A 24479-nucleotide genomic window follows, 5' to 3' on the forward strand; every position below is an offset into this window, starting at 1 on the left:
CGTTCACTCCCCGCCGCGCAGGATGCTGTTGCCCTCGTGGGTGACGCCGGGCGCGGCGACGTCGAGGCTCAGCCGTCCGCTGAGGCCGTAGAACTCGACGGGGTTGCGCCACAGCACGCGGTCCACCTCGTCCTCGGTGAAGCCCGCGGCGAGCATCAGGTCGCCCACCTTGCGGGTCTTCAGGGGGTCGCTTCTGCCCCAGTCGGCGGCGGAGTTGACGAGAACCCGTTCGGGGCCGTGGGCGCGCAGGATCGCGACCATCCGCTCCTCGTCCATCTTGGTGTCGGGGTAGACGGAGAAGCCGAGCCAGCAGCCGCTGTCCTTGGCCTCCTTGACGGTCGTCTCGTTGAGGTGGTCGACCAGGACGCGGTCCATGGGCAGCGCCGACTCCCGTACGACGTCGAGGGTGCGGCGCAGCCCGGCGAGCTTGTCGCGGTGCGGGGTGTGGACGAGGGCGGGCAGCCCGTGGTCGGCGGCGAGCTGCAACTGAGCGGTGAGGGCGGCGTCCTCCTCGGGCGTCATCGAGTCGTAGCCGATCTCGCCCACGGCGACGACCTGGTCCTTGACGAGATAGCGGGGCAGTTCACCGAGGACGGGCAGGCAGCGCGGGTCGTTGGCCTCCTTGGGGTTCAGGGCGATGGTGCAGTGGTGGGCGATGCCGTACTGGGCGGCGCGGAAGGGTTCCCAGCCGATCAGGGAGTCGAAGTAGTCGAGGAAGGAGGCGACGGAGGTGCGGGGCTGGCCGAGCCAGAAGGCCGGTTCCACGAGGGCGCGGACGCCTGCGGCGTGCATGGCCTCGTAGTCGTCGGTGGTCCTGGACGTCATGTGGATGTGGGGATCGAAGATGCGCATCAGGACTCCTTGCCGTGGGGGTCGACCGGGCCGTGCGGCGCGGTGCCGGGCTCGGTCAGGGCCAGGACGCGGTGCAGGTCCTCGGGGACCTGGCGGCCCGCCGCGGTGCGTTCGGCGGCGTAGTCGCCGAGCATGCGGGCGAGTTCGGCGTCGCCGTGGGCGCGGCGGCCCAGGTCGGCGACGCTGTCCACGGGCACGCCGGTGAACAGGCACTTGAGAACGGCGTGCCGCCATGCGTGCGGCGCCAGGTGCCGGGCGGCGTACGGGCCGACGGCGGCGGCGAGCAGCCGGGTGTCGTTGGTGCGCAGCGCGTCCTCGACGAGCGGGAGGGCGTCGGGGCCGGGCACGAGGTGGGACAGGGCGCGCAGGACGGCGCGGCGTTCGTCGGCGGTGCCCTGGCGGTAGACGCGGGTGAGGGCGTCCAGGTCGGCGTGGGCCGCGTGCAGGATGAGGACGCGGGCGGCGTCGGCGTGGGCGGGACCGCAGCGGCGGCCGGCCTCGGCGAGGCGCAGCTCCCACACGGAGATCGGGCCGTGGGTGCCGGGGTGGGCGGCGGCCTCGTCGAGCGCCTGCCCGAGCCAGGCCCGTGCGGCCGGGGCGAGCGCGGCGTCCGTACGCTCGCGCAACTCGCCCACCGGCTCGGGCGCGGGGACGGTACCGGCCGCGGGGGTGCCCGCGGCACCGGTGCCGATGTCGTACGGCTGGGTCATCGGGTGCTCCCTTCTGGGGTGACCGGATGCTCGGGGGCGGAGGAGCCCGGGGGCTCGGTGGCCGGGGGCGCAGGTGTCGCAGGCACGACGGCTGCGGGTTCGGCGGCCGGACGCTCAGCCTCCCTGGGCACAGGCGCCGGGGGCGAGGCGGCCGCAGGCGCGGCGGCCTGGGACGCGGGCGCCGCAGGCGCGACGGCCGGTGGCTCGGCGGCCAGGGGCTTGCTCGTGGCCGCCGCGGTGGCGGCCGCCCGGCGGAGGTACGGCAGGGACAGCTCGGCGTGGTGCGGGCCGGCGTGGGAGTGCCGGGGCAGTTCCACGACGGTCAGGCCCCGGTAGCCGGTGGCGGCCAGGGCGGCGAGTACGGGCGGGAAGTCGATGTCGCCGTCCCCGAACGGGAGGTGTTCGTGCACGCCGCGGCGCATGTCCTCGATCTGGACGTGACGCAGCCAGGGCGCGGCGGCGCGGACGCACTCGGCCGGAGGGAGGGGTTCGAGGCACTGGCAGTGGCCGATGTCGAGGGTGAGGCCCAGGTTCTCGGGGTCGCCGAGGGTGCGGCGCAGCTGGTGGAAGTCGGCGAGGGTGGCGAGGAGATGACCGGGCTCGGGTTCCAAGGCGAGGGGCACGCCGGAGGCGCCGGCGGCCTCCAGGACGGGCATCAGGGACTCGGCGAGCCGTTTCCACGCCGTGTCCCGGTCGGTGCCGGGCGGGGTGATGCCGCTGAAGCAGTGCACGGCGTGCGCGCCGAGGTCGGCGGCCACCCGTACGGCCCGCAGCAGCAGGTCGGCGCGCCGGGCGCGGTCCTCCGGGTCCTCGTCCAGGAGGGAGGGGCCGTGCTTGCGGCGCGGGTCGAGCACATAGCGGGCGCCCGTCTCCACGGTCACGCCCAGGGCCAGCGCGTCCAGCCGGCGGGCGACCCGGCGGGTGCGGGCGGGCAGGTCGGGGGCGAGCGGGTCGAGGTGCATGTGGTCGAGGGTCAGGCCGACACCGTCGTAGCCGAGGTCGGCGAGCAGGCCGAGGGCGTCGTCGAGGCGCAGGTCCGCGAGGCCGTTGGTGCCGTAGCCGAAGCGGAGGCCCGCGGCGGGCTCGGGGCTCATGTGACGCTCACCTTCTTCCCGAACCGTCGGGCCAGGGGTGCCAGGGCTGCCGTGCACACGGCGGTGACCGGTGCGCCCGCGCGGGCGGACAGCGCGGCCTGGAGCGGGATCATGGCGCGGATGCCGCCGCCGACGGCCCGCTGGGTGAGTGGCGGCGAGGGGTTGAGGACGGCGTGGGCGAGAGGCCGGGCGACGGTGGCGGCGTAGCCGAGCGCGAGGGCTGCGCGGAGCGCACCGCCCGCTGCCCGGGTGAGGCCCGGCGGACCGAGGGGGGCTGCTCCACCTCGGTCCGCCGGGAGCCGGAGGGCCGCGGCGGGCGGGGCCAGTGCGTACGCGACGCAGGAGGTGACCGCGAGGGCCGCGAGCGGTACGACGGCGGAACCGCCCTGGGTCTCGCGGCGGGAGACGGCCGTGACGGCCAGGGTGTGGACGCCGAGGGCGGCGGCGGACGGTACGGCGTCGCGGACCCGGCCGCCGCTCGCGGCGGCGCCGAGCGCGAGGTCGAGGCTGCGGGCCGCCGCCATCGCGGGCGGCCCCGCCCAGTTCCGCTTCAGTCCGAGGTCGTACGCCCAGACCGTGGCGGCGAGCGGTACGGCGACGGTGAGCGCGGGCCGGCCGGCTCGGGCGGCGAGCGCGAGGCCCAGGGCGGTGAGTGCGCCGGCCGCGGCGAGCGCGGCGCCGGGGGCGATCCGCCCGGAGGGCAGCGGTCGGTGCGGGCGCTCGACGGCGTCCTCGGCGCGGTCCGCCCAGTCGTTGAGCGCCATGCCCGCCTGGTACAGGCACAGGGACGAGCCGATGGCGAGGAGCGTACGGGTCCCGGGGGCGCGCCCCGCTGCCGCGGCTCCGGCGAGGGCGTCGCCGGGGACGGTGAACAGGGCGGGCAGCCGCAGCAGTTCGACCCAGTCGGCGGGGGTGCCGAGGGCGGGTAGGGCGGGACCGCCGTCCTCCGGTGCCGGCCGTTCGGCGGCGGCCGGGCCGGCCGTGGGTGTGGCGCTCTCCCCCGCCGGGGTGGCCGGGTCCGGTGGTCCGGCATCGGGGCGTGGGCGGCGGCGACGGGCGGATGAGGTCCCGCGTGCTCCGACGACGGCGGCGACGGTCACCGCCAGGGCGGCGGCCACCAGGCGGCCGTGGCGGGACATCACCGGTCCCCCAGCCGTCGGCCGAAGTCCAGGAGGGCGGCGTACTGCTCCCCCAGCGCGGCGGGGGCGCCCGGGTCGGGATCCTTGAAGTAGAAGCCGAGTTCGGGGCGGGGTCCGGTCAGTCCGCGCTCGTGGGCGCGGGCCAGCAGCCGGGCCAGGTCGAGGACCAGGGGTGCGGCGAGCGCCGAGTCGCATCCCTGCCAGGTGGTCTGGAGGGTCATCCGGGAGCCGAGGAAGCCCTCGAAGGCGATGTGGTCCCAGGCGGTCTTCCAGTCGCCGAGGGCGGGCACGTCGTCGATGTGCACCTCTCCCTGGGGGACCGTGCCCAGGGTGTCCGCGAGGACGCGTTCCTTGCCGGAGTTCTTGGCCGCGGCGGCGGCGGGGTCGGCGAGGGCGGCGCCGTCGCCGCCGCCGAGGAGGTTCGTTCCGGACCAGGCCAGCACGCGCAGCGCGCGCTGCGCGAACATCGGGCCGAGCACGGACCGCAGCAGGGTCTGCCCGGTTTTGCCGTCGCGGCCCGCGTAGGGGAGGGCGGAGGCGTGGGCCTCGGCGGCGAGCGCGGGGTGGTGCAGCCCGGTCGACGGGGTGAAGTTGACGTACGGGCAGCCCGCGCGCAGGGCGGCCGCCGCGTACAGCGAGCTGGCGGGCAGGGTGTTGCCGTCGGGGGCGGGTTCGGTGGAGGCGACGTTGACGACGACGGTGCGGGCGAGGGCGTTGCGGCGGGTGAAGTCGCGGATGTCGGCGGCGAGGGCGTCGATGAGGGCGTCCTCGCTCCGGGTGTCTCCGGGGAGCGGGCCGCCAGGTCTGATCTCCCCTTCCGCGGCGGCCAGTTCACTGTGGACGGCGGAGGGCAGACCGTGCGGCAGGACGCCGCCGGCGGCGAGGGTCTCAGCACGTTTGGGCAGCGGGCAGTCCACGGTGTCGTGCCCGCCGAAGACGAGGGAGGACAGGGCGGGCAGGCCGCTCGCGGCGAAGGGCTCCGTCTCGGTGACGAGGCCGGCGGTGGGATGCAGCCCGGCGGAGACGGCGGCGCATCCGGTGACGGCGGTGGTGGCGACGGATCCCCGCGCACCGATCAGCCAGACGCCGGTGCGGGAGGGGGTAACGGAAGGTTCGGCGGACATGGGCAGCCTCCTTGTCGTACGCGAACCGAATGCCGGACAAGTGATCGAGCATCGACGGCCCCGGAACCGGTCCGGCGCCTTGAACCGGCCCCGGTTTCGGTGCCGGCCTCCGGAGCCTGCTCGGCGCCCGGTCCCGGAACCGGAACCAAGACCGACCCGAACCCGGCCCTCCGACCGAGCCGGCCCCCACGGACCGAGCCCGGCCCGGACTGAGCCCGGCCCGGACCGAGTCCTCGGCCTCGGGACCAGCACCGGAACCGGAACCGGAGCCCGGACCGAGGTCCGAGACCGGGGCCAGATGCCAGCGCCGGACTGCCGGACGAACACGGCCTCGGCTTGGACCGAAACCGAGCCTGGAACCGGATCCAGGACCGGAGTCCAGGTCCGGAACCGGGTCCCCGACCGGGCAAGACCCCGGCCTGGGCCGGACCGGCGACCGGAACCCGGACCTGGCCCCAGGCCCGGATCCAGGACCAGCGCCAGGCTTCCCCGGCCGGGCACGGCCCCGCCGGTTACCCGGCCGGGCACGTCCTCGGCCTGAGTCGAGAACCAGGCTCGGTCCGGATCCAGGGCCGGGCCCCGGACCGGAGCCGGAGCCAAGCTCGGGACCGGTTCCAGAGCCGAGCCCGGGGCCGGGGCCGGGGCCAAGCCTGGAACCGGATCGAGAACCGGGCCCGAGCCGGAGCCGGAACCGAGATCGGACTCGGAGTCCGACACCGGCACCGCGTTCCGGTCCAGTCCGGCCCTCGGCCGGGGCCGAGACTCGGCCGGGGCCATGGCCCGACCTGGGCCGGGGCTTGGCCTGAGCCGGGGCCTCGGCCTGACCCGGATCGCCGGGTCGCCGGGTCGCCGGGTCGCCGGGTCGCCGGGTCCAGCCAGGTTCCGGGGGCGGAGTCCCAGGCCACCGTCGAGAGCCTGCGGCACCGGTCGGCGGGGTCTACGGGCCCCGGCCGGTGGGACCTGCGAGCCCGGTCGATCGGACCTGCAGGTCCCGGCCGGTGGAGCCTGCGAGCCCCGGCCGGTGGAGCCTCCGGGCCCGGTCGGTCGGACCTGCGAGCCCCTGTCGGTCGGACCTGCAAGCCTCGGCCGGTGGGACCTGCGGGCCCCGTGGACCGGACCTGCGGGCCCCGTGGGCCGGACCTGCGGGCCCCGGCCGGTGGGACCTGCGGGCCCCGTGGGCCGGACCTGCGGGCCTCCGCCGGGGGGCCTGTGGCCCCGGTCGGTGGGACCGGCAAGCTCCGGTGGGTGGGGGCGGCGGGCGGGAGTCCGGCGTCTCTCGCCCGCCGCCGGTTCGGGCGGCCTCGGCGGCGGTCAGGCCTTGCGCGGCTTGCAGTCCGCCTTCTCCTGGCCGGTGACGTACTTCAGGCCACCGAGCAGATGACTGCGGAAGCCGTCCTCGGCGTAGGACTCCTTGGTGTGGCCGAGGCCGGTGTAGAAGGAGCGCCCGCCCTGGTAGGCCTGGCACCAGGCGATCGGGTGGTCGCCGTTCATCGTGCCGCCCTGGTAGGTGCTCTCGTCCAGGGTGGCCAGCACGCGGGCGTGGTCACGCGGGTTGGAGCGGTAGTTGTACCACTCGTCCGTGCGGTCCCACGCGTCGTCGAGGCCCTTGGTCGCCGGGTGGTCGTGCGCGGGCACCCGGACGGTGGCCTGCTGGATCTGCGGGTGCGAGTCGAAGTACGCGCCGACCAGGCCGCCGTAGAACGGCCACTCGTACTCGGTGTCGGCCGCCGCGTGGATGCCCAGGTAACCGCCGCCGCCGGCGATGTACTTCTCGAACGCCTTCTTCTGGTCGGCGTTCAGCACGGTGCCGGTGGTGGAGAGGAAGACGACGGCGTCGTAGCGGGCGAGGTTGGCGGTGGTGAACTGCTGCGCCTCCTCCGTGGAGTCGACGGTGATGCCGCTCTGCCCGCCGAGGTCCTTCAGGGCCCGCACGCCGGTCTCGATGGAGTCGTGCCGGAAGCCGGCCGTCTTGGAGAAGACCAGGACGCGCTTGTCGTTCTTCGCGGGCTTCTTGTCGGAGATCATGAAGTCGTCGACGTCGAAGAGCGCTCCGTCACCGCCCTTGAAGACCAGGTACAGCTCGGTGGTCTTCTTCGGCAGCTTGCTGAGCGGGATGTCGATGTCCTGGAAGGTCTCCCAGCCGCCGGTCACCGGGACGACCCCGGAGCCGTGCAGGGTTCCGTTCGGACCTCCGGTGCGGACCTCCAGGTACCCGCCGGCACCGCCGGAGGACACCCGCGCGGTGAGCGTCCGGGCACCGCTCAGGTTGTACGGCTTGAACGAGATCCAGTCACCGTTGTCGATGTCGCCGACGGTCCTGCCGCCGTGCGCCTCGGTCTTGTCGTAGGTGCGGATGCCGCTCTGGTTGCTGAAGTGCTCGGCCTGCCGGTGGCGGGGCTGGAGCACGATCCGCGCGTGGGTGGTCAGCGCTTCCTGGCCACCGCCGCCGTTGTCGGTGTACTCGGCGTCCAGGACGCCGAAGATGTTGGCGTTGGGGTCGTGCTCGCCGTCGGCCGGCACGGCGAGGGTGCCCTGGCAGCCGTTGGCCGAGGTGATCGGGTGGCCGTGGCTGTCGTGTCCGAGGATGTAGCGGACGGTGACCTTGGAGCAGTCGATCTTCCTGTCCTCGGCGTCGGTGACCTTCACCTTGAACGGGATGGTGTCACCGAACTCGAACAGGGCGCCGTCCGCCGGGGTCTCGAAGGTGACGACGGGCGCGGTGTTGCCGACGACCACGTGGACGTTGGCGGTGGCGGTGTAGCCGGTCGGGTCCGTCACGGTGACGGTGGCCGTGTACGTGCCGTTGGTGCGGTACGTGTGCTGGGGCGACTGACCGATGCCGGTGGTCCCGTCACCGAAGTCCCAGCCGTAGGTGAGCGCGTCGCCGTCGGCGTCCTTGCCGGTCGCGGAGAAGGACACCTTCAGGGGCGCCTTGCCCGACGTCCTGTCCGAGGTGGCGGTCACGGTCGGCGCGTGGCCGTTGGTGACGTTCTCGATGCGGTACAGCGCGGAGTTCTCGTCGCCGCCGAACCAGGACAGGCCGTAGTCCAGGACGTACAGGGCGCCGTCCGGGCCGAAGGCCATGTCCATCACCTGGGTGCCTGACCAGGGGAAGGGGTTGATGGACTTGACGGTGCCGTCGTCGTCCTGCTCGATCCGCTTGATCCACCGGCGGCCGAACTCACCGGCGAAGAAGTCCCCGTCGTAGGCCTCGGGGAACTTGGCGGGCGATTTCAGGTCGGGGTCGTAGCGGTAGACCGGGCCGCCCATCGGGGACTCGGAGCCGTTGCCGAACTCGGGGATGGAGCCGCCGTCGTAGTCGATCCAGGCCGGCTGGGCCGGCGGGAGGTCGACCAGGCCGGTGTTGTTCGGGGAGGTGTTCTTCGGCGCCGAGCAGTCGAAGGCCGCACCGGACTGCTTGGTGGCGAAGTCGTACTTGATGTACGCCTCGTTCTTGCCGACGCAGTAGGGCCAGCCGTAGTTGCCGGGCTTGGTCACGCGGTTGAACTCGACCATCCCGGAGGGACCGCGGTTGGGGTTCGCGGCGCCGGCGTCCGGCCCGTACTCGCCGATGTAGATGGTGCCGGTGGGCTTGTCGACGCTGAACCGGAACGGGTTGCGGAAGCCCATACCGTAGATCTCGGGACGGGTCTTCGGGGTGCCGGGGGCGAAGAGGTTGCCCTCGGGGATGTCGTAGGAGCCGTCCGGCTTGACCTTGATCCGCAGGATCTTGCCCCGCAGGTCGTTGGTGTTGCCGGAGGTGCGCTGGGCGTCGAACGCCGGGTTCCGGGTCGACCGCTCGTCGATGGGCGTGTAGCCGTCGGAGGAGAAGGGGTTGGAGTCGTCGCCGGTCGACAGGTAGAGGTTGCCGTCCTTGTCGAAGTCGATGTCGCCGCCGACGTGGCAGCACATGCCGCGGGACGTCTTGACCTCGAGGACGTTCTTCTCGCTGGCCAGATCCAGCGTGCCGTCCTGCTTCAGCACGAAGCGGGAGAGCCGGTTGACGCCGTCGAAGGGGGCGAAGTCGGCGGCTGTGCCGTTCTCGGGGGCGTCGCCGGGCGGGGTGTTCAGCGGCGGCGCGTAGTAGAGGAAGACGAAGCGGTTCTCGGCGAAGTCGGGGTCGATCCCGATGCCCTGGAGCCCTTCCTCGTCGTGGTCGTAGACGGCCAGCTTGCCGGCGACGGACGTGTTGCCCTGGGCGTCGGTCAGCCGCAGGGTGCCGTCGCGGGAGGTGTGCAGGACGCTGCGGTCCGGGAGCACGGCCAGCGACATCGGTTCGCCGACCTCGGCGGCGCCCTTGGCGAGGGTGATCTGCTGGAAGTCCTCGGCGGCCGCCGCGGCCGGTCTGGTGTCGCCGGGGCCGTGGGCGCTCGCCGGCGGCGCGGCGAGCGCGAGCGAGCTGCCCGCGAGGAGTGAGCCGGTGAGAAGTGCGAGTGCCTTGCGGAATCTGGGACGTTTCCTGTGCACGAAGATCCCTCCGGGAGGGTGGGGGTCGTACGGGGCGATTGCGATGCGCCGGGGTGCGCCGTCACCCCGGAGATGTGCGGGACCTGTACAACTCCGGGACCGTAGCTGTCTTTGTCGGAGTCGGGTAGTCCTTGCGCAGAAGAGAAGTTGGTCTTTTTCCAGCATCAGGACAAAGCGGTTTCCGGGCAGGCCGGAGCGCCGGGTCGGCACCCCGCGCCCCCAAGGGGCGGGGCCGTGCACCCGGCGGAGCCGACCGGCGGGGCTACTCCCTGCCGAATGCCGCGTCGAACGACGCGCTCGGCGGGTCGAAGTCGAACGCCTTGAGGTGCCGCAGCGCCTCGGGGGCGCCCTGGAGCCGGTCCATGCCGGCGTCCTCCCACTCCACCGACACGGGGCCGGTGTAGTCGATGGACCGCAGCATCCGGAAGACGTCCTCCCACGGGACGTCACCGTGCCCGGCGGAGACGAAGTCCCAGCCGCGCCGGGGGTCGCCCCACGGCAGGTGGGAGCCGAGGCGGCCGTTGCGCCCGTCGAGGCGCTTGCGGGCCTCCTTGCAGTCCACGTGGTAGATCCGGTCCCGGAAGTCCCACAGGAAGCCGACGGGGTCGAGGTCCTGCCAGACGAAGTGGCTCGGGTCGAAGTTCAGCCCGAACGCGGGCCGGTTGTCCACCGCGTCCAGGGCCTGCCGGGTGGTCCAGTAGTCGTACGCGATCTCGCCGGGGTGGACCTCGTGCGCGAAGCGGACGCCCTCCGCGTCGAACACGTCGAGGATCGGGTTCCAGCGCTCGGCGAAGTCCTCGTAGCCGCGTTCGATCATGCCCGGCGGCACGGGCGGGAACATGGCGACCAGGTGCCAGATCGAGGAGCCGGTGAAGCCGATGACGGTGTCGACGCCGAACGCGGCCGCCGCCCGCGCCGTGTCCTTCAACTCCGCGGCGGCCCGTTGCCGTACGCCCTCGGGCTCCCCGTCGCCCCAGATCCGGGCCGGCAGGATGCCCCGGTGGCGCTCGTCGATCGGGTGGTCGCAGACCCCCTGGCCGACCAGGTGGTTGGAGATCGCCCAGCACTTGAGGCCGTACTTGTCGAGCAACGCGCGCCGGCCGTCGAGATAGGCGGGGTCGGCCAGCGCCTTGTCGACCTCGAAGTGGTCGCCCCAGCAGGCCAGTTCGAGTCCGTCGTAGCCGAAGTCGCGGGCCAGCCGGCAGACCTCCTCCAGTGGGAGGTCGGCCCACTGGCCGGTGAACAGGGTGAACGAGCGTGGCATGACCGGGCCTCCCTAGACCGGGACGGGCGTGTAGAGGGAACTCTTCGCCGCGCTCTCCTCGACGGCGGCCAGGACGCGCTGGACCTGGAGCCCGTCGGCGAAGGACGGTTCGGGCGCGGTGCCCGCGGCGATCGCGAGCACCAGGTCGCGGGCCTGGTGGACGAAGCTGTGCTCGTAGCCGAGGCCGTGGCCCGGCGGCCACCAGGCCGCGAGGTAGGGGTGGTCGGGTTCGGTGACGAGGATCCGCCGGAAGCCGGCGCTCACCCCGGGTTCGGTGTGGTCGTGGTACGAGAGCTCGTTGAGCCGTTCCAGGTCGAACGCGAGCGATCCGTGGGACCCGTTGAGCTCGATGCGCAGCGCGTTCTTGCGGCCGGAGGCGAACCGCGTCGCCTCGAAGGAGGCGAGCGCGCCGGAGCCGAACCGGGCGGTGAACAGGGCCGCGTCGTCGACGGTGACCTCCCCCCGGCCGCCGCCGCCGACGCCGCTGAGCCCGGCCGCCGCCCCGGCCGGCAGCGGGCGCTGCCGGACGAAGGTCTCGGTGACCGCGGACACCCCGCTGATCGGCTCGCCCGCGAGGTACTGGGCGAGGTCGACGATGTGGGCGCCCAGGTCGCCGAGGGCGCCGGAGCCCGCCGCGTCCTTGCGCAGCCGCCAGGTCAGCGGGAACTCCGGGTCGACGAGCCAGTCCTGGAGGTAGGTGACACGTACGTGCCGCAGGGTGCCGAGGCGGCCCTCGGCGACCATGCGGCGGGCCAGGGCGGTCGCGGGCAGCCGCCGGTAGTTGAAGCCGACCATGGCGACCTGGCCGCGGGCCCGCGCCCGCTCGGCCGCCTCGGTCATCGCCCGCGCCTCCTCGACCGAGTTGGCGAGGGGTTTCTCGCACAGCACGTGCTTGCCCGCCTCCAGGGCGGCCACGGCGATCTCCGCATGGCTGTCGCCCGGGGTGCAGATGTCGACGAGGTCGACGTCGTCGCGGGCGATCAGAGCGCGCCAGTCGGTCTCGGCGTCGGCCCAGCCGAGCCGGGCGGCCGCGCCCCGCACGGCCGCCCCGTCACGCCCGGCGACGACGGCCAGTACGGGCCGGTGCGGCAGGTCGAAGACGCGGCCCACGGTGCGCCAGCCCTGGGAGTGGGCGGCGCCCATGAAGGCGTAGCCGACCATGCCGACGCGCAGCGGAGGCTTCCCGGCCGCGGGATCGCTCTCGGCCTGCTCCGACTGTCCCTTCAGGCCCATACCGATAACTCCTTCTCGTCAACGTTCGCAGCGGCGTTCCCGACGCCGTGATTGCGAGGTGGGGGGTTGGCGGCGCCCATCACTTGAAGCCGGTGGGCATGTACTGGTCCACGTTGGTCTTGTCGACCACGGCGGAGTACAGGGTGATGGACGCCGGGATCTCGAACTCCGCCATGCCGGACACGCCCTTGCCCTGGCCCAGCGCGCGGGCCAGGTCGATCGCGGACGCGGCCATCGTGGGCGGATACAGCACGGTGGCCTTCAGGACGCCCTTGTCCTGCTTGATCTGTTCGAACGCGGAGAGCGCGCCGGCGCCGCCGACCATGAAGAACTCGTCGCGGCCGGCCTGCTCGATGGCGCGCAGCGCGCCGACGCCCTGGTCGTCGTCGTGGTTCCACAGCGCGTCGATGTGCTTCTGCGCCTGGAGGAGCTGGGACATCTTCGACTGGCCGGACTCGACGGTGAACTCGGCCGCCTGGCGCGCCACTTTGGTGATGTTGGAGTAGTTCTTCAGCGCGTCGTCGAAGCCCTGGGTGCGCTGCTTGGTCAGCTCCAGGTTGTCCAGGCCGGCGAGTTCGACGACCTTCGCGTTCGCCTTGCCCTTGAGCTGCTCGCCGATGTACTGCCCGGCGTTGAAGCCCATCCCGTAGTTGTCGCCGCCGATCCAGCAGCGGTACGCCTGCGGGGAGTTGAAGACCCGGTCGAGGTTGACGACGGGGATGCCCGCTCGCATCGCCTTCAGCCCGACCTGGGTGAGTGCCTTGCCGTCGGCGGGCAGGATCACCAGGACGTCGACCTTCTTGTTGATGAGGGTCTCGATCTGCCCGATCTGCGCGGCGGTGTCGTTGGACCCCTCGGTGATCTCCAGGGTCACGTCGGAGTACTTCTTGGCACGGCTCTTGGCGTTCTCGTTGATCGCGTTGAGCCAGCCGTGGTCGGCCTGCGGGCCGGCGAAGCCGATGGTGACCGCCTTGCCGGGCTGGTCGTCGGCGGCGGGCTGGTCGTTCGCCGTCGGCTTGTCGTTCTTGGGCTCGTTGCTGGTGCAGGCGGCGAGGAGGGCGGTGGCGCCGACGGCGGCGCCGCCGAAGAGCAGTCCTCTGCGGCTCGGTGTCTGGGACATGGCGATGGCCTTTCCGTTGAGGGCCGTACGGAGCGGGCGACTCGGCCGGGCTACGTGGTGGAGGCGGTGCGCCGCTGGACGAGGACGGCGGCGACGATGATGGCGCCCTTGGCGATCTGCTGGACGTCGCTCTGGAGGTTGTTCAGGGCGAAGATGTTGGTGATCGTGGTGAAGATCAGGACGCCGAGGACGGAGCCGACGATGGTGCCCCGGCCCCCGCTCAGCAGGGTCCCGCCGATGATCGCGGCGGCGATGGCGTCGAGCTCGTACAGGTTGCCGTTGGTGTTCTGGCCCGAGCCGGCCAGGACGATCAGCAGGAAGGCCGCGATGCCGCAGCACAGTCCGGACAGCAGGTAGAGGTAGAGGCGCTGGCGGCGGACGTCGATGCCGGCGAGGCGGGCCGCCTCCGCGTTGCCGCCGACGGCGACGGTGCGCCGGCCGAACGTGGTGCGGTTCAGCACGAGCCAGCCGATGACGGTGACGGCGGCGAAGACCAGGACCAGCGGCGGTACGCCGAGGACGTAGGAGTCGCGTTCGCCGAGCTTCAGGATGCCGTCGATGGTGACGATCTGGGTCTTGCCGCCGGTGATCTGCAGGGCGAGTCCGCGCGCGGAGGCGAGCATGGCGAGGGTCGCGATGAACGGGACCATGCCGCCGTACGCGATGAGGACGCCGTTGACGAGTCCGCAGCCCACGCCGACGAGCACCGCGGTGAACAGCACGCCGACGAAGCCGTACTCCTGGGTGGCGACGGTGGTGGCCCACACGGAGGCGAGGGCGACGATCGCGCCGACGGACAGGTCGATGCCGCCGCTCATGATGACGAAGGTCATCCCGACGGTGACGACGCCGATGATGGACGACTGGGTGAGTACCAGTTGCAGATTGCGGGTGTCCAGGAACTCGTCGGGTTTGGTGACGCCGCCGATGAGGACGAGGGCGGCGAGCACACCGAGCAGCGACAGGGTGCGCACGTCGGCGCGCGCCCACAGGACGCGCAGCGGACCGGCGCCGCCGGCCGGGGTGTCCGCGCGGGCGGCGGGCGGCGGCCCGGCGTCGGGTCCGCCGTGCTGGGCCGGGGTGGCGGGCTGCGTCATGACGTCGCGCTCCCTTCCTCGGTTACGGACTGCGTGGACACGGGGGTTCCTTCCATGGCCAGGTCGAGTACGCGGTGTTCGTCCAGCTCGCGGGCGGGTGCCGTGTGGACGACGACCCCCTCGCGGAGCACCAGGACGCGGTCGGCGAGGCCGAGGACCTCGGGTATCTCGCTGGAGACGAGCAGCACAGCCAGGCCCTCGTCGGCGAGTCGGCGCACGACCGCGTACAGCTCGGCGCGGGCGCCGACGTCGACGCCGCGGGTGGGTTCGTCCAGGAGCAGGACGCGGCAGCCGCGCAGCAGCCAGCGGGCGAGGACCGCCTTCTGCTGGTTGCCGCCGGAGAGGGTGCGCACCGGGGTGTCGGGGTTGTCGGGGCGCAGGGAGAGTTCGCGGGTGGCCTGCCGGGCGGCGTTCCGTTCCGCGCGCCGGTCGAGCCAGCCGCCGCGGGCGAAGCGGGACAGTGTGGAGACGCTGACGTTGCGGGTGACGGACTCCAGCATCAGCAGGCCCTGGGCCTTGCGTTCCTCGGGGGCGAGCCCGAGTCCGGCGCGGACGGCGGAGCGCACGCTGCCGGGGCGCAGCGGTGTGCCGTCGACGAGGACGCGGCCGGCGCTGGGTCTGCGGGCGCCGTAGACGGTTTCCAGGATCTCGGAGCGGCCGGAGCCGACGAGTCCGGCGAGGCCGACGATCTCGCCGGGCCGCACTTCGAGGTCGAGGGGGGCGAACTCGCCGTCGCGGGCGAGTCCTTCGACGGTGAGGACGGGCGGGAGGTGATGGGTGTCGGCCGGCGGGCGCGGCGGGAAGACGTACTCGACGTTGCGGCCCGTCATCAGGGAGACGATCTCGCGGGTCGGGGTGGATTCGGCGGGCAGTCCGCCGGCGACGGCGCGGCCGTCCTTGAGGACGGTGACCCGGTCGCCGATGCGGCGGATCTCCTCCAGGCGGTGCGAGATGTAGACGACGGCGACGCCGTCGGCGGTGAGGTCGCCGACGATGCGGAAGAGGTTGTCGACCTCGTCCGGGTCGAGGGCGGCGGACGGTTCGTCCATCACGATGAGCCGGACGTCGTGGGAGAGGGCCCGGGCCATGGAGACGACCTGCTGCTGGGCGGCGGAGAGGTCGCCGACGAGCCGGCCCGGGTCGATCTCGGGGTGGCCGAGCCGTTTGAGGAGGACGGTGGTGGCGGAGCGGGCCTCGCGGCCGCGGACGACGAATCCGGCGGTGGTGGGTTCGTGGCCGAGGAAGACGTTCTCGGCCACGGACAGGTGTCCCACCAGGTCGAGTTCCTGGTAGATGGTGGCGATGCCCAGACTCATGGCGGCGATCGGGGACTTGAGGGTGGTGGGCTCGCCCCGCCAGACGATCGTCCCGTCGTCGGGCTGGTGGGCCCCGGCGAGGACCTTGATGAGGGTGGACTTCCCGGCGCCGTTCTGGCCGAGCAGGCAGTGCACCTCTCCGGCCTGTACCTCCAGGTCGACTCCGTCCAGGGCGCGGACTCCGGGGAACGACTTGGTGATGCCGGACATGCTGAGCAGGGGTGGTTCTGGAGCCATGGTGGTTCCCCTCGGCGGATACGGCCGGTCTCAGGGCAGGGCTGACGTACGCGTGGCTGGTGTACGCGGGGTTGATGTGCGCGTGCTGATGTACGCGGGGCGGGCTGATGTACGCGGGGCGTGCCGGTGGTGGTGCGTGCTGTGTGCGGGTGGTGCGGGGCGTACCGGTGGTGCGGGATGGTGCCGGACGGTGCGAGGTGGTGCGCGCCGGTCAGGCCGGCGAGAACAAGTGGTCGCTGATGAGCCGGGCCGCGCCGATGACTCCGGCGGCGGGCCCCAACTCGCCTAGGACGATGGGCAGGTTGCCGGTCGCCAGGGGCAGCGACTGGCGGTAGACCTGGGTGCGGATCGCGGCGAGCAGGGTGTGGCCGAGGCCCGTGACCCCGCCGCCGATCACCACGAGCCCGGGGTTGAAGAAGGAGACGAGTCCGGCGATGACCTGGCCGGTGCGGGTGCCGCCCTCCCGGATCAGACCGAGGGAGGTGGCGTCGCCCGCGGCGGCCGCGGCGGCCACGTCGACGGCGGTGAGGGCGCCGTTGGCCTCCAGCCGCGTCGCGAGTTCGGCCGACAGGCCCTGCTGGGCCGCCTCCAGCGCGTCGCGGGCCAGGGCGGCGCCGCTGAAGTGGGCCTCCAGGCAGCCCTGGTTGCCGCAGACGCACGGACGTCCGTCGGGCACGGCCTGGATGTGCCCGATGTCGCCCGCGCTGCCGGTCGTACCGCGGTGGACCTCGCCGCCGACGACGATGCCGCAGCCGATGCCGGTGCCGATCTTGACGCAGAGGAAGTCCCCCACGGAGCGGGCGACGCCCGCGTGCTGCTCCCCCATCGCCATGAGGTTCACGTCGTTGTCGACCATGACCGGGCAGCCGAGTTCCTGGCTGAGCGCCTCCCGTACGGGGAAGCCGTCCCAGCCCGGCATGATCGGAGGCGCCACGGGGACGCCCTGGGGGAAGCGGACGGGACCGGGGACGCCGATGCCGGCGCCGTCGTAGCCCTCCGCGAGTCCCGAGGCCCGCAGCTTGGCGGCCATCGCGAGGACCTGCTCGAAGACCGCGACGGGTCCCTCGCGCACGTCCAGCGGCTGGTTGAGGTGTCCGAGCACCTCCAGTTCGGCGTTGGTGACCGCGACGTCGACGGAGGTCGCGCCGATGTCGACGCCCAGGAAGCGCAGTTCGGGGGCGAGCCGGACGTTGTGGGAGCGGCGGCCGCCGCGCGAGGCGGCGAGTCCGTCGGCGACGACCAGTCCCGTCTCCAGGAGCCGGTCCACCTCCACGGCCAGCTTCGACCGGGACAGCTCGACGCGGTCGCCGAGCTGGGCCCGGGAGCTGGGTCCCCCGTCGCGCAGCAGCTTCAGCAGCCGGGCCTGATGGGTGTTGGCGGGTCGTGCCGTCATACGTCTCACGTGCCCCTCCCCGCCTCAATTCGGCCTGCACACACGGGAATTCCGGCCACCTGGCCGCCTGCTTGAGAGAGGAACGTAGCAGCGACTGCCGGAACTGGGAAGAAGTTGCGCATGGATTGCCGCCAACTTTTCCCACCGACAGGACAAAGTTGGCGGCGCCGGCCATACAGGAGGGTGGCGCGCCGGGCCGCGTCGCCGGACTCGCGCCCACCCCGGCGGCCTCCGCTCAGGGGCAGCGCACGACCTGCCCGGCGTACGAGAGATTGCCGCCGAAGCCGAACAGCAGCACCGGGTCGCCGGTGGTCACCTCGCCCCGCTCGATGAGCTTGGACAGCGCCAGCGGGATGCTCGCGGCCGAGGTGTTGCCGGACTCGCTGACGTCACGGGCGATGACGGCGTTGACGGCTCCGAGCTTCGCGGCGAGCGGCTCGATGATGCGCAGGTTGGCCTGGTGCAGGACGACCGCGGCGAGCTGCTCGGGCACGAGTCCGGCCCGCTCGCAGGCCTGCCGGGCCAGCGGCGGCAGCCGCGTGGTGGCCCACCGGTAGACGCTCTGTCCCTCCTGCGCGAACCGCGGGGGCGTGCCCTCGATCCGCACCGCGTGCCCCATCTCGGGCACCGAGCCCCACAGCACCGGCCCGATCCCGGGCTCCTCGCCCGGCCGGCAGGCCTCGACCACGGCGGCCCCGGCTCCGTCACCGACGAGCACGCAGGTCGTGCGGTCGGTCCAGTCGGTCACGTCGGACATCTTGTCGGCGCCGACGACCAGGGCGCGGGTCGCGGCGCCCGCCCGCACGGTGTGGTCGGCGGTGGCCAGGGCGTGGGTGAACCCCGCGCACACGACGTTGACGTCCATCGCGGCCGGCCGCGGCACGCCGAGCCGGGCGGCGACACGGGCTGCGGTGTTCGGGGAGCGGTCCGTGGCCGTGGAGGTGGCGACCAGCACCAGGTCGATGTCGCCGGGCGTGAGCCCGGCCGCCGCGAGGGCCTTGCCGGCGGCGTGCGCGGCGAGCTCGTCGACCGGCTCGTCGGGCCCGGCGATGTGCCGGGTCCGGATGCCCACCCGGCTCCTGATCCACTCGTCGCTGGTCGCCACGATGCCCTCCAGGTCCTCGTTGGTGAGTACCTTGGCGGGCTGGTAGTGACCGACGGCGGTGATGCGCGAGCCGTTCATGGGTGATCCCCCTCATGGCCGTGGGTAGCGGGAATTCCCCAGTCTGATCAGTGACTCACGGGTAGGGCGGCAGGTGAAGTCACAGGATTGACGGGCCCCGCTTGTCGGCTTCCGTCAGACGGGGGCGGCCCTGACCACCCGGAACCGCCGCACGTGCAGGACAATTGACGCCGTCGGGGCCGCTTCGGCCGAAGAGCGCACAGAACCGGGGCTGATCAGGACATGGGACGAGTCACGGAACGACGCAAGGTGATCCGCATCCGGGACGGAGCCGTCTCGTCCCGCCCCGACACGCTGGTCGCCGAGGAGCCGCTGGAGATCCGGCTGAACGGCAAGCCGCTCGCGATCACCATGCGCACCCCGGGTGACGACTTCGCGCTCGCGGCCGGTTTCCTGGTGAGCGAAGGCGTGCTGGGCGCCGCGTCCGACCTGCTGAACATCGTGTACTGCGCGGGCGCGACCGTGGACGGCTCGAACACCTACAACGTGGTGGATGTGCGGACCGCGCCGGACGTCGTCCTGCCCGACATCACCCTCGAACGCAATGTGTACACGACCTCGTCGTGCGGCCTGTGCGGCAAGGCGAGTCTGGACGCGGTCCGTACGACGGCCCGCTGGCCGATCTCCGACGCGCCCCCGCTGCGGGTCGGGCCCGAACTGCTCGCGAGCCTGCCCGACCGGCTGCGGGCCGCCCAGCGCGTCTTCGACCGCACCGGGGGGCTGCACGCGGCGGCCCTGTTCGACGAGGACGGTGAGCTGCTGGACATACGGGAGGACGTGGGCCGGCACAACGCGGTCGACAAGCTGGTCGGCCGCGCCCTGCAGCAGGGCGGCCTGCCGCTGTCCCGCAGCATCCTGCTGGTCTCCGGCCGCGCGTCCTTCGAACTGGCGCAGAAGGCCGTCATGGCGGGCATCCCCGTCCTGGCGGCCGTCTCGGCGCCGTCGTCCCTGGCGGTGGACCTGGCCGCGGAGACGGGACTGACGCTGGTCGGCTTCCTGCGGGGCAGCTCCATGAACGTGTACGCGGGCGAGAAGCGGATCACCCTGCGGGAAGCGGCCGCCCAGGGCTGAGCCCGGGGCCGTCGCATCCGGCGGCGCGGCGGGTGTCAGCCGGGCGGGTTCGCCGTACCGGCCGCCGCCGCGCGTGACGCCGCGGCCGGTGCCTGCCCGGCGGTCTCCTGCCGCGCCTCGGGGTCGCGCGCCCGGCGCTTGGCGATCACCGCGCACACCATGAGCTGCATCTGGTGGAAGACCATCAGCGGCAGCACGGCGAGCGAGGCGTGGGCGCCGAACAGGACGCTCGCCATGGGCAGTCCGGAGGCCAGTGACTTCTTCGAGCCGGCGAACTGCACGGCGATGCGGTCCTCGCGGGAGAAGCCGAGGGCCCGGGCGCCGTACCAGGTCAGGGCGAGCATCACGGCCAGCAGCAGGGCCTCGACGACCAGCAGCCCGCCGAGCCGGGCGGGACTGACCTGGTGCCAGATGCCGCGCACCACGCCCTCGCTGAACGCGGTGTAGACGACGAGCAGGATCGAGCCGCGGTCGACCAGCCCGAGCACCTTCTTGTGCCGGGCGACGAAGCCTCCGATCCACGGCCTGAGCAGTTGCCCGGCGACGAACGGCACGAGCAGTTGCAGCACGATCGTGACCAGCGAGTGCCCGGAGAAGCCGCCGCCGCCGTTGCCGAGCAGCACGGCCGCGAGCAGCGGGGTGAGGATGATGCCGACCAGCGAGGAGAAGGAGCCGGCGCAGATCGCGGCGGGCACGTTGCCGCGGGCGATGGAGGTGAACGCGATCGACGACTGGATGGTCGACGGGACCAGGGTGAGGAAGAGCAGGCCCTGGTAGAGAGGCTGGTTCAGCAGCATCGGGACGAGTCCGCGGGCGGCGAGGCCGAGCAGCGGGAACGCCACGAAGGTGCAGGCCAGGACCGTGACGTGCAGCCGCCAGTGCTTCAGGCCGTCCAGTGCCTCGCGGGTGGAGAGACGGACGCCGTAGAGGAAGAACAGCAGGGCGATCGCGGCGGTCGAGGCGCCCGAGGCCACATGGGCGGCCGCGCCGCTTGCGGGGAGGAGCGCCGCGATGCCCACCGTCGCCAGCAGCAGGAGGATGTACGGGTCGATCGGCAGGTTCGTGCGGCGCAGACGTTTCACGGTGCTCCACTTGCTCGTGCTGTGCGGGTCGGTACGGGCAGCGACAAGCCCGTCGGCTACGGGACCACGGGTCCCCGGTTCATCGTGCTCCTCACCGCGCTGATCGGGAAACCGTCATACGGCTCTAACTGTCATCACGTCTCGTGATGGCCGGTGTACCGTGGGCCTCGTGTACGACCCCGCCCAGCTGCGCACCTTCCTGACCGTGGCCCAGACCCTCAGCTTCACGGGAGCCGCCCGGCGGCTCGGGCTGCGTCAGTCGACCGTCAGCCAGCACGTACGCCGACTGGAGGACGCGACCGGCAGGCCGCTGTTCGCCCGGGACACCCACTCGGTGGAGCTGACCGAGGACGGCGAGGCGATGCTGGGCTTCGCGCGCCGGATCCTCCAGGTGCACGAGCAGGCGACGGCGTTCTTCACGGGCGCCCGGGTGCGCGGCCGACTGCGGTTCGGCGCTTCGGAGGACTTCGTGCTGACCCGGCTGCCGGAGGTCCTGGCGGGCTTCCGCTCGGAGCATCCCGAGGTCGACCTGGAGCTGACGGTGGAACTGTCGGGCATCCTGCACGAGCGGCTCGCCGCCGGAAAGCTCGACCTGGTGCTGGCCAAGCGGCGCCCCGAGGACCCGGCCGGCGAACCGGTCTGGCACGACCGGATGGTCTGGATCGGCGCCGAGCGGCTGCGCCTGGACCCCGACCGGCCGGTGCCGCTGATCGTCTACCCGCCGCCCGGCATCTCCCGCGCCCTCGCCCTGGAGGCCCTGGAGCGCCAGGGCCGGCCGTGGCGCGTCGCCTGCACCAGCGGCAGCCTCAACGGCCTGATCGCCGCCGCCCGCGCGGGCCTGGGCGTGATGGCGCACTCCCGCGGCCTGATCCCGCCGGGTCTGGTACGCGTCCCGGACCGCGCGGACCTGCCGGAACTGGGCGGGGTCGACTTCGTCCTCGTCCACGGCCGCCGCCACGACACGCCCCACCACGCCGCCGACGCCCTGGCCACGGCCATCCTCTCCAGCGGCGACCGCCTCCACCGGCACGGCGTCGGCTGAAACGCGCCCCTGGCCGGACCGGCTCGCCCCGGGGGCCGTAAGCGGGCAGTACAGATTCGGTGGAGAAAACGGCACCGAACCTTACTCATCCGTAGGAAAACCTGTCCGACCCTTCCCCTTGTGAGCGCATTTTCCGGCGTCCGCGGGGGCGCCGGAGGCCTTCGCGGGCCCTGTCGCCCCCGCCACGCTGGGGTAGCTTTCACGGCGCTGTGCGGAGCGTCACAAGGAACGGGAGCGTGGTTTGCGCGAGTTCACCAGCCCTCCGTCGACGTTGCCACCGCCGGTGGGCGGACTGGCCGACGTCGTCTTCCAGCATGCCCAGGACGACCCGCTCCACATCGCGCTCGGCCGCAAGGACGAGTTCGGCGGATGGCGGGACGTGACCTCCGCCGAGTTCCGCGACGAGGTACTGGCCCTCGCCAAGGGGATGCTGTCGCAGGGCATCCGCTTCGGCGACCGCGTCGCGATCATGTCCCGTACCCGGTACGAGTGGACGCTGTTCGACTTCGCGCTGTGGACGATCGGCGCCCAGGTGGTGCCCCTCTACCCCACCTCCTCGGCGGAGCAGTGTTTCTGGGCGCTGTACGACGCGGAGGTCACGGCGGCGGTCGTGGAGCACGAGGAGCACGCGATGACGATCGCCACCGTCATCGACCGGCTGCCGCGGCTGCGCCTGCTGTGGCAGCTCGACACCGGCGTCGTGCAGCGGCTCTACGACGCGGGCGCGCACATCGACGACGCCGTGGTGCACCGGCACCGTGAGGCGGTCACCCCGGACTCCGTCGCGACCGTCGTCTACACCTCCGGCACCACCGGCCGGCCCAAGGGCTGCGTCCTGTCGCACGGCAACTTCATGTACGAGTCGGACACGGTGATCGAACGCTGGGAGCCGGTGTTCCACAGCAGGAAGGGCGACGAGGCGGCGACGCTGCTGTTCCTGCCGCTCGCCCATGTCTTCGGCCGGATGGTGGAGGTCGCCGCGATCCGCGGCAAGGTCCGTTTCGGCCATCAGCCGCAGCTCAGCGCCTCCGCGCTGCTGCCCGACCTCCAGGCGTTCCGGCCGACTTTCATCCTGGCGGTGCCGTACATCTTCGAGAAGGTGTTCGGCGCGGCCCGCCGCAAGGCGGAGAAGGAGGGCAGGGACGGGCCGTTCGAGAAGGCCGTCGAGGTCGCGGTGAAGTACGCGGACGCCGTCGAGGCCAAGGCGTGGGGCATCGGCCCGGGGCCCTCGGCCGGCCTGCGGATGCAGCACCAGTTCTTCGACACGTTCGTGTACTCCAAGGTCCGCGCCGCGATGGGCGGCAGGATCCGCAACGCGATGTCCGGCGGCTCGGCGATGGACCGCCGGCTCGGCCTGTTCTTCGCGGGCGCCGGCGTGCAGATCTACGAGGGCTACGGGCTGACCGAGTCCACCGCGGCGGCCACCGCCAACCCGCCCGGACTCACCCGCTACGGCACGGTCGGGCAGCCCGTCCCGGGCGCCACCGTGCACATCGCCGGCGACGGCGAGATCTGGCTGCGCGGCGCCAACGTCTTCCAGGGCTACCTCAACAACGAGAAGGCCACCGACGAGGCCCTGCACGACGGCTGGCTGGCCACCGGCGACCTCGGCTCCCTCGACGAGGACGGCTATCTGACGATCACCGGCCGCAAGAAGGAGATCCTGGTGACCTCCGGCGGCAAGAGCGTGGCGCCGGGACTGCTGGAGGAGCGGGTGCGCGACCATCCGCTGATCTCCCAGTGCATCGTCGTCGGCAACGACCGCCCCTACGTCGCCGCGCTGGTCACCCTCGACCAGGAGGCCGTCGAGCACTGGCTCCGGATGCGCGGGAAACCGCGGATGCCGGCGGCCCGGCTGGTGCACGACCCCGATCTGGAGACCGAGGTCCGCCGTGCGGTGGTCGCCGCCAACACACTGGTCTCCCAGGCGGAGTCGATCCGCACCTTCCGCGTCCTCGCCCAGCCGTTCACCGAGGAGCACGGTCTGCTGACCCCGTCCCTGAAGCTCAAGCGCAAGGCCATCGAGAACGCGTACGCCGCCGAGGTGGAGGCGTTGTACCAGGTCTGAGCGGGGCCCGCACCGCCCGGGCCGGTTCCGGCCGGAACGGGCGACCAGGAATGCGGTACGGCTCGTGATCGTTGACGATGGGTGCAACACCGGACGACAAACGAAGGATCGAGAAGCTCGTGAGCAGCAAGGTCCCCCCGATCATCCTCAACAACGGCGTCGAGATGCCCCAGCTGGGCTTCGGAGTCTGGCAGGTGCCGGACGACGAGGCGGAGCGGGCCGTCGCCACCGCACTGGAGGCCGGGTACCGAAGCGTCGACACAGCGGCGATCTACGGCAACGAGGAGGGCACCGGCAAGGCCATCGCCGCCTCCGGGATCCCCCGCGAGGAGGTCTTCGTCACCACCAAGCTCTGGAACAGCGACCACGGATACGACTCCACGCTGCGCGCCTTCGACGCGTCGCTCGCCAAGCTCGGCCTGGAGTACGTGGACCTGTACCTGATCCACTGGCCGACGCCGGCCCGGGGGAAGTTCACCGACTCGTACAAGGCGTTCGAGGAGCTGCTCGCCGACGGGCGCGTCCGGGCGATCGGCACCTCCAACTTCCTTCCCGAGCACCTGGACCGCCTGATCGCCGAGACCTCGGTGATCCCGGCGGTCAACCAGATCGAGCTGCACCCGCACCTCCAGCAGCACGCCGCCCGCGCGTACCACGCGGAGCAGGGCATCGCCACGGAGGCCTGGTCGCCGCTCGGCCAGGGCAAGGGCCTGCTGGAGGTTCCGGCGATCGTGGCGATCGCGCAGAAGCACAACCGCACGCCCGCGCAGATCGTGCTGCGCTGGCATCTCCAGCTCGGCAACATCGTGATCCCGAAGTCGGTGACCCCCTCCCGGATCCGGGAGAACATCGACGTCTTCGGCTTCAGTCTGGACGACGAGGACCTCGCGGCGATCAGCGCCCTGAACGAGGACCGGCGCCTGGGCCCGGACCCGGCGACGTTCGGCGTGGTCTGACCGCACCGGGCGCGGTGCGTCCCGGTCCGCC

18 protein-coding genes are annotated in these 24479 nt (G+C 72.6%); 4 read left to right on the plus strand and 14 right to left on the minus strand.

The window, feature by feature from the left end; all coding sequences use genetic code 11:
- Nucleotides 1–3 precede the first annotated feature (3 nt).
- The 13 genes from ACIP4X_RS28585 to ACIP4X_RS28645 form a co-directional block, all read right to left on the minus strand.
- Entirely contained in the window at nt 4–852 is an 849-nt protein-coding gene (locus tag ACIP4X_RS28585; RefSeq protein ID WP_391454947.1) for a TatD family hydrolase, read from the minus strand.
- Nucleotides 852–1562: an EboA domain-containing protein gene (locus ACIP4X_RS28590; protein WP_358730125.1), complete on the minus strand. Its 711-nt coding sequence runs from the start codon at nt 1560–1562 to the stop codon at nt 852–854. Before ACIP4X_RS28590 ends, ACIP4X_RS28585 begins: the two co-directional genes overlap by 1 nt.
- Nucleotides 1559–2656, minus strand: coding sequence for a TIM barrel protein (locus tag ACIP4X_RS28595; RefSeq protein ID WP_391454949.1), 1098 nt, complete (start codon nt 2654–2656; stop codon nt 1559–1561). Before ACIP4X_RS28595 ends, ACIP4X_RS28590 begins: the two co-directional genes overlap by 4 nt.
- Nucleotides 2653–3795: an SCO3242 family prenyltransferase gene (locus ACIP4X_RS28600; protein WP_401351266.1), complete on the minus strand. Its 1143-nt coding sequence runs from the start codon at nt 3793–3795 to the stop codon at nt 2653–2655. Before ACIP4X_RS28600 ends, ACIP4X_RS28595 begins: the two co-directional genes overlap by 4 nt.
- The gene (locus tag ACIP4X_RS28605) at nt 3795–4919 is read right to left on the minus strand and encodes an inositol-3-phosphate synthase (protein ID WP_401351268.1); all 1125 of its coding nucleotides are present in this window, start codon (nt 4917–4919) and stop codon (nt 3795–3797) included. Before ACIP4X_RS28605 ends, ACIP4X_RS28600 begins: the two co-directional genes overlap by 1 nt.
- Nucleotides 4920–6230: 1311 nt before the next feature.
- On the minus strand, nt 6231–9386 hold the full coding sequence (locus tag ACIP4X_RS28610; protein ID WP_401351270.1) for a ThuA domain-containing protein: 3156 nt from the start codon (nt 9384–9386) through the stop codon (nt 6231–6233).
- 262 nt (nt 9387–9648) lie between these two features.
- The gene (locus ACIP4X_RS28615) at nt 9649–10650 is read right to left on the minus strand and encodes a TIM barrel protein (RefSeq protein ID WP_391454951.1); all 1002 of its coding nucleotides are present in this window, start codon (nt 10648–10650) and stop codon (nt 9649–9651) included.
- A gap of 12 nt (nt 10651–10662) precedes the next feature.
- A complete protein-coding gene (locus tag ACIP4X_RS28620) occupies nt 10663–11883 on the minus strand; it encodes a Gfo/Idh/MocA family protein (protein ID WP_401351272.1) in 1221 nt (406 codons plus the stop codon).
- A gap of 79 nt (nt 11884–11962) precedes the next feature.
- Nucleotides 11963–13003, minus strand: coding sequence for a substrate-binding domain-containing protein (locus ACIP4X_RS28625; protein ID WP_391454952.1), 1041 nt, complete (start codon nt 13001–13003; stop codon nt 11963–11965).
- A 50-nt stretch (nt 13004–13053) separates the two neighbouring features.
- The gene (locus ACIP4X_RS28630; RefSeq protein WP_358730117.1) at nt 13054–14100 is read right to left on the minus strand and encodes an ABC transporter permease; all 1047 of its coding nucleotides are present in this window, start codon (nt 14098–14100) and stop codon (nt 13054–13056) included.
- A complete protein-coding gene (locus ACIP4X_RS28635; RefSeq protein ID WP_358730116.1) occupies nt 14097–15653 on the minus strand; it encodes a sugar ABC transporter ATP-binding protein in 1557 nt (518 codons plus the stop codon). The genes ACIP4X_RS28630 and ACIP4X_RS28635 overlap by 4 nt, the downstream gene beginning before the upstream one ends.
- 211 nt (nt 15654–15864) lie before the next feature.
- Nucleotides 15865–17046, minus strand: a complete 1182-nt coding sequence (locus ACIP4X_RS28640; RefSeq protein ID WP_358730115.1) for an ROK family transcriptional regulator — start codon at nt 17044–17046, stop codon at nt 15865–15867.
- A gap of 235 nt (nt 17047–17281) precedes the next feature.
- Nucleotides 17282–18229 carry a beta-ketoacyl-ACP synthase III gene (locus ACIP4X_RS28645; RefSeq protein WP_358730114.1) on the minus strand — a complete coding sequence of 316 codons (948 nt, stop codon included), beginning with the start codon at nt 18227–18229 and terminating at the stop codon, nt 17282–17284.
- Between the two features lie 222 nt (nt 18230–18451).
- On the opposite strand from ACIP4X_RS28645, the gene fdhD reads away from it, so the two are divergent.
- Entirely contained in the window at nt 18452–19300 is an 849-nt protein-coding gene (fdhD, locus tag ACIP4X_RS28650; RefSeq protein ID WP_358730113.1) for a formate dehydrogenase accessory sulfurtransferase FdhD, read from the plus strand.
- A gap of 35 nt (nt 19301–19335) precedes the next feature.
- Here the strand turns inward: fdhD and ACIP4X_RS28655 are convergent, their stop codons facing one another.
- Nucleotides 19336–20382 (minus strand): bile acid:sodium symporter family protein, encoded by a 1047-nt coding sequence (locus ACIP4X_RS28655; RefSeq protein WP_358730112.1) that lies wholly within the window; start codon nt 20380–20382, stop codon nt 19336–19338.
- A 169-nt stretch (nt 20383–20551) separates the two neighbouring features.
- Between ACIP4X_RS28655 and ACIP4X_RS28660 the strand changes: the two genes are divergently transcribed.
- The 3 genes from ACIP4X_RS28660 (at nt 20552) to ACIP4X_RS28670 (ending at nt 24448) form a co-directional block, all read left to right on the plus strand.
- Nucleotides 20552–21424, plus strand: a complete 873-nt coding sequence (locus ACIP4X_RS28660; RefSeq protein ID WP_358730111.1) for a LysR substrate-binding domain-containing protein — start codon at nt 20552–20554, stop codon at nt 21422–21424.
- A gap of 241 nt (nt 21425–21665) precedes the next feature.
- A complete protein-coding gene (locus ACIP4X_RS28665) occupies nt 21666–23492 on the plus strand; it encodes an AMP-dependent synthetase/ligase (RefSeq protein ID WP_401351277.1) in 1827 nt (608 codons plus the stop codon).
- Nucleotides 23493–23611: 119 nt separating this feature from the next.
- Nucleotides 23612–24448, plus strand: coding sequence for an aldo/keto reductase (locus ACIP4X_RS28670; RefSeq protein WP_358730109.1), 837 nt, complete (start codon nt 23612–23614; stop codon nt 24446–24448).
- The last annotated feature ends 31 nt before the right edge of the window (nt 24449–24479 follow it).

Source organism: Streptomyces sp. NPDC088817, from assembly GCF_044750345.1.
Classification (GTDB): domain Bacteria; phylum Actinomycetota; class Actinomycetes; order Streptomycetales; family Streptomycetaceae; genus Streptomyces.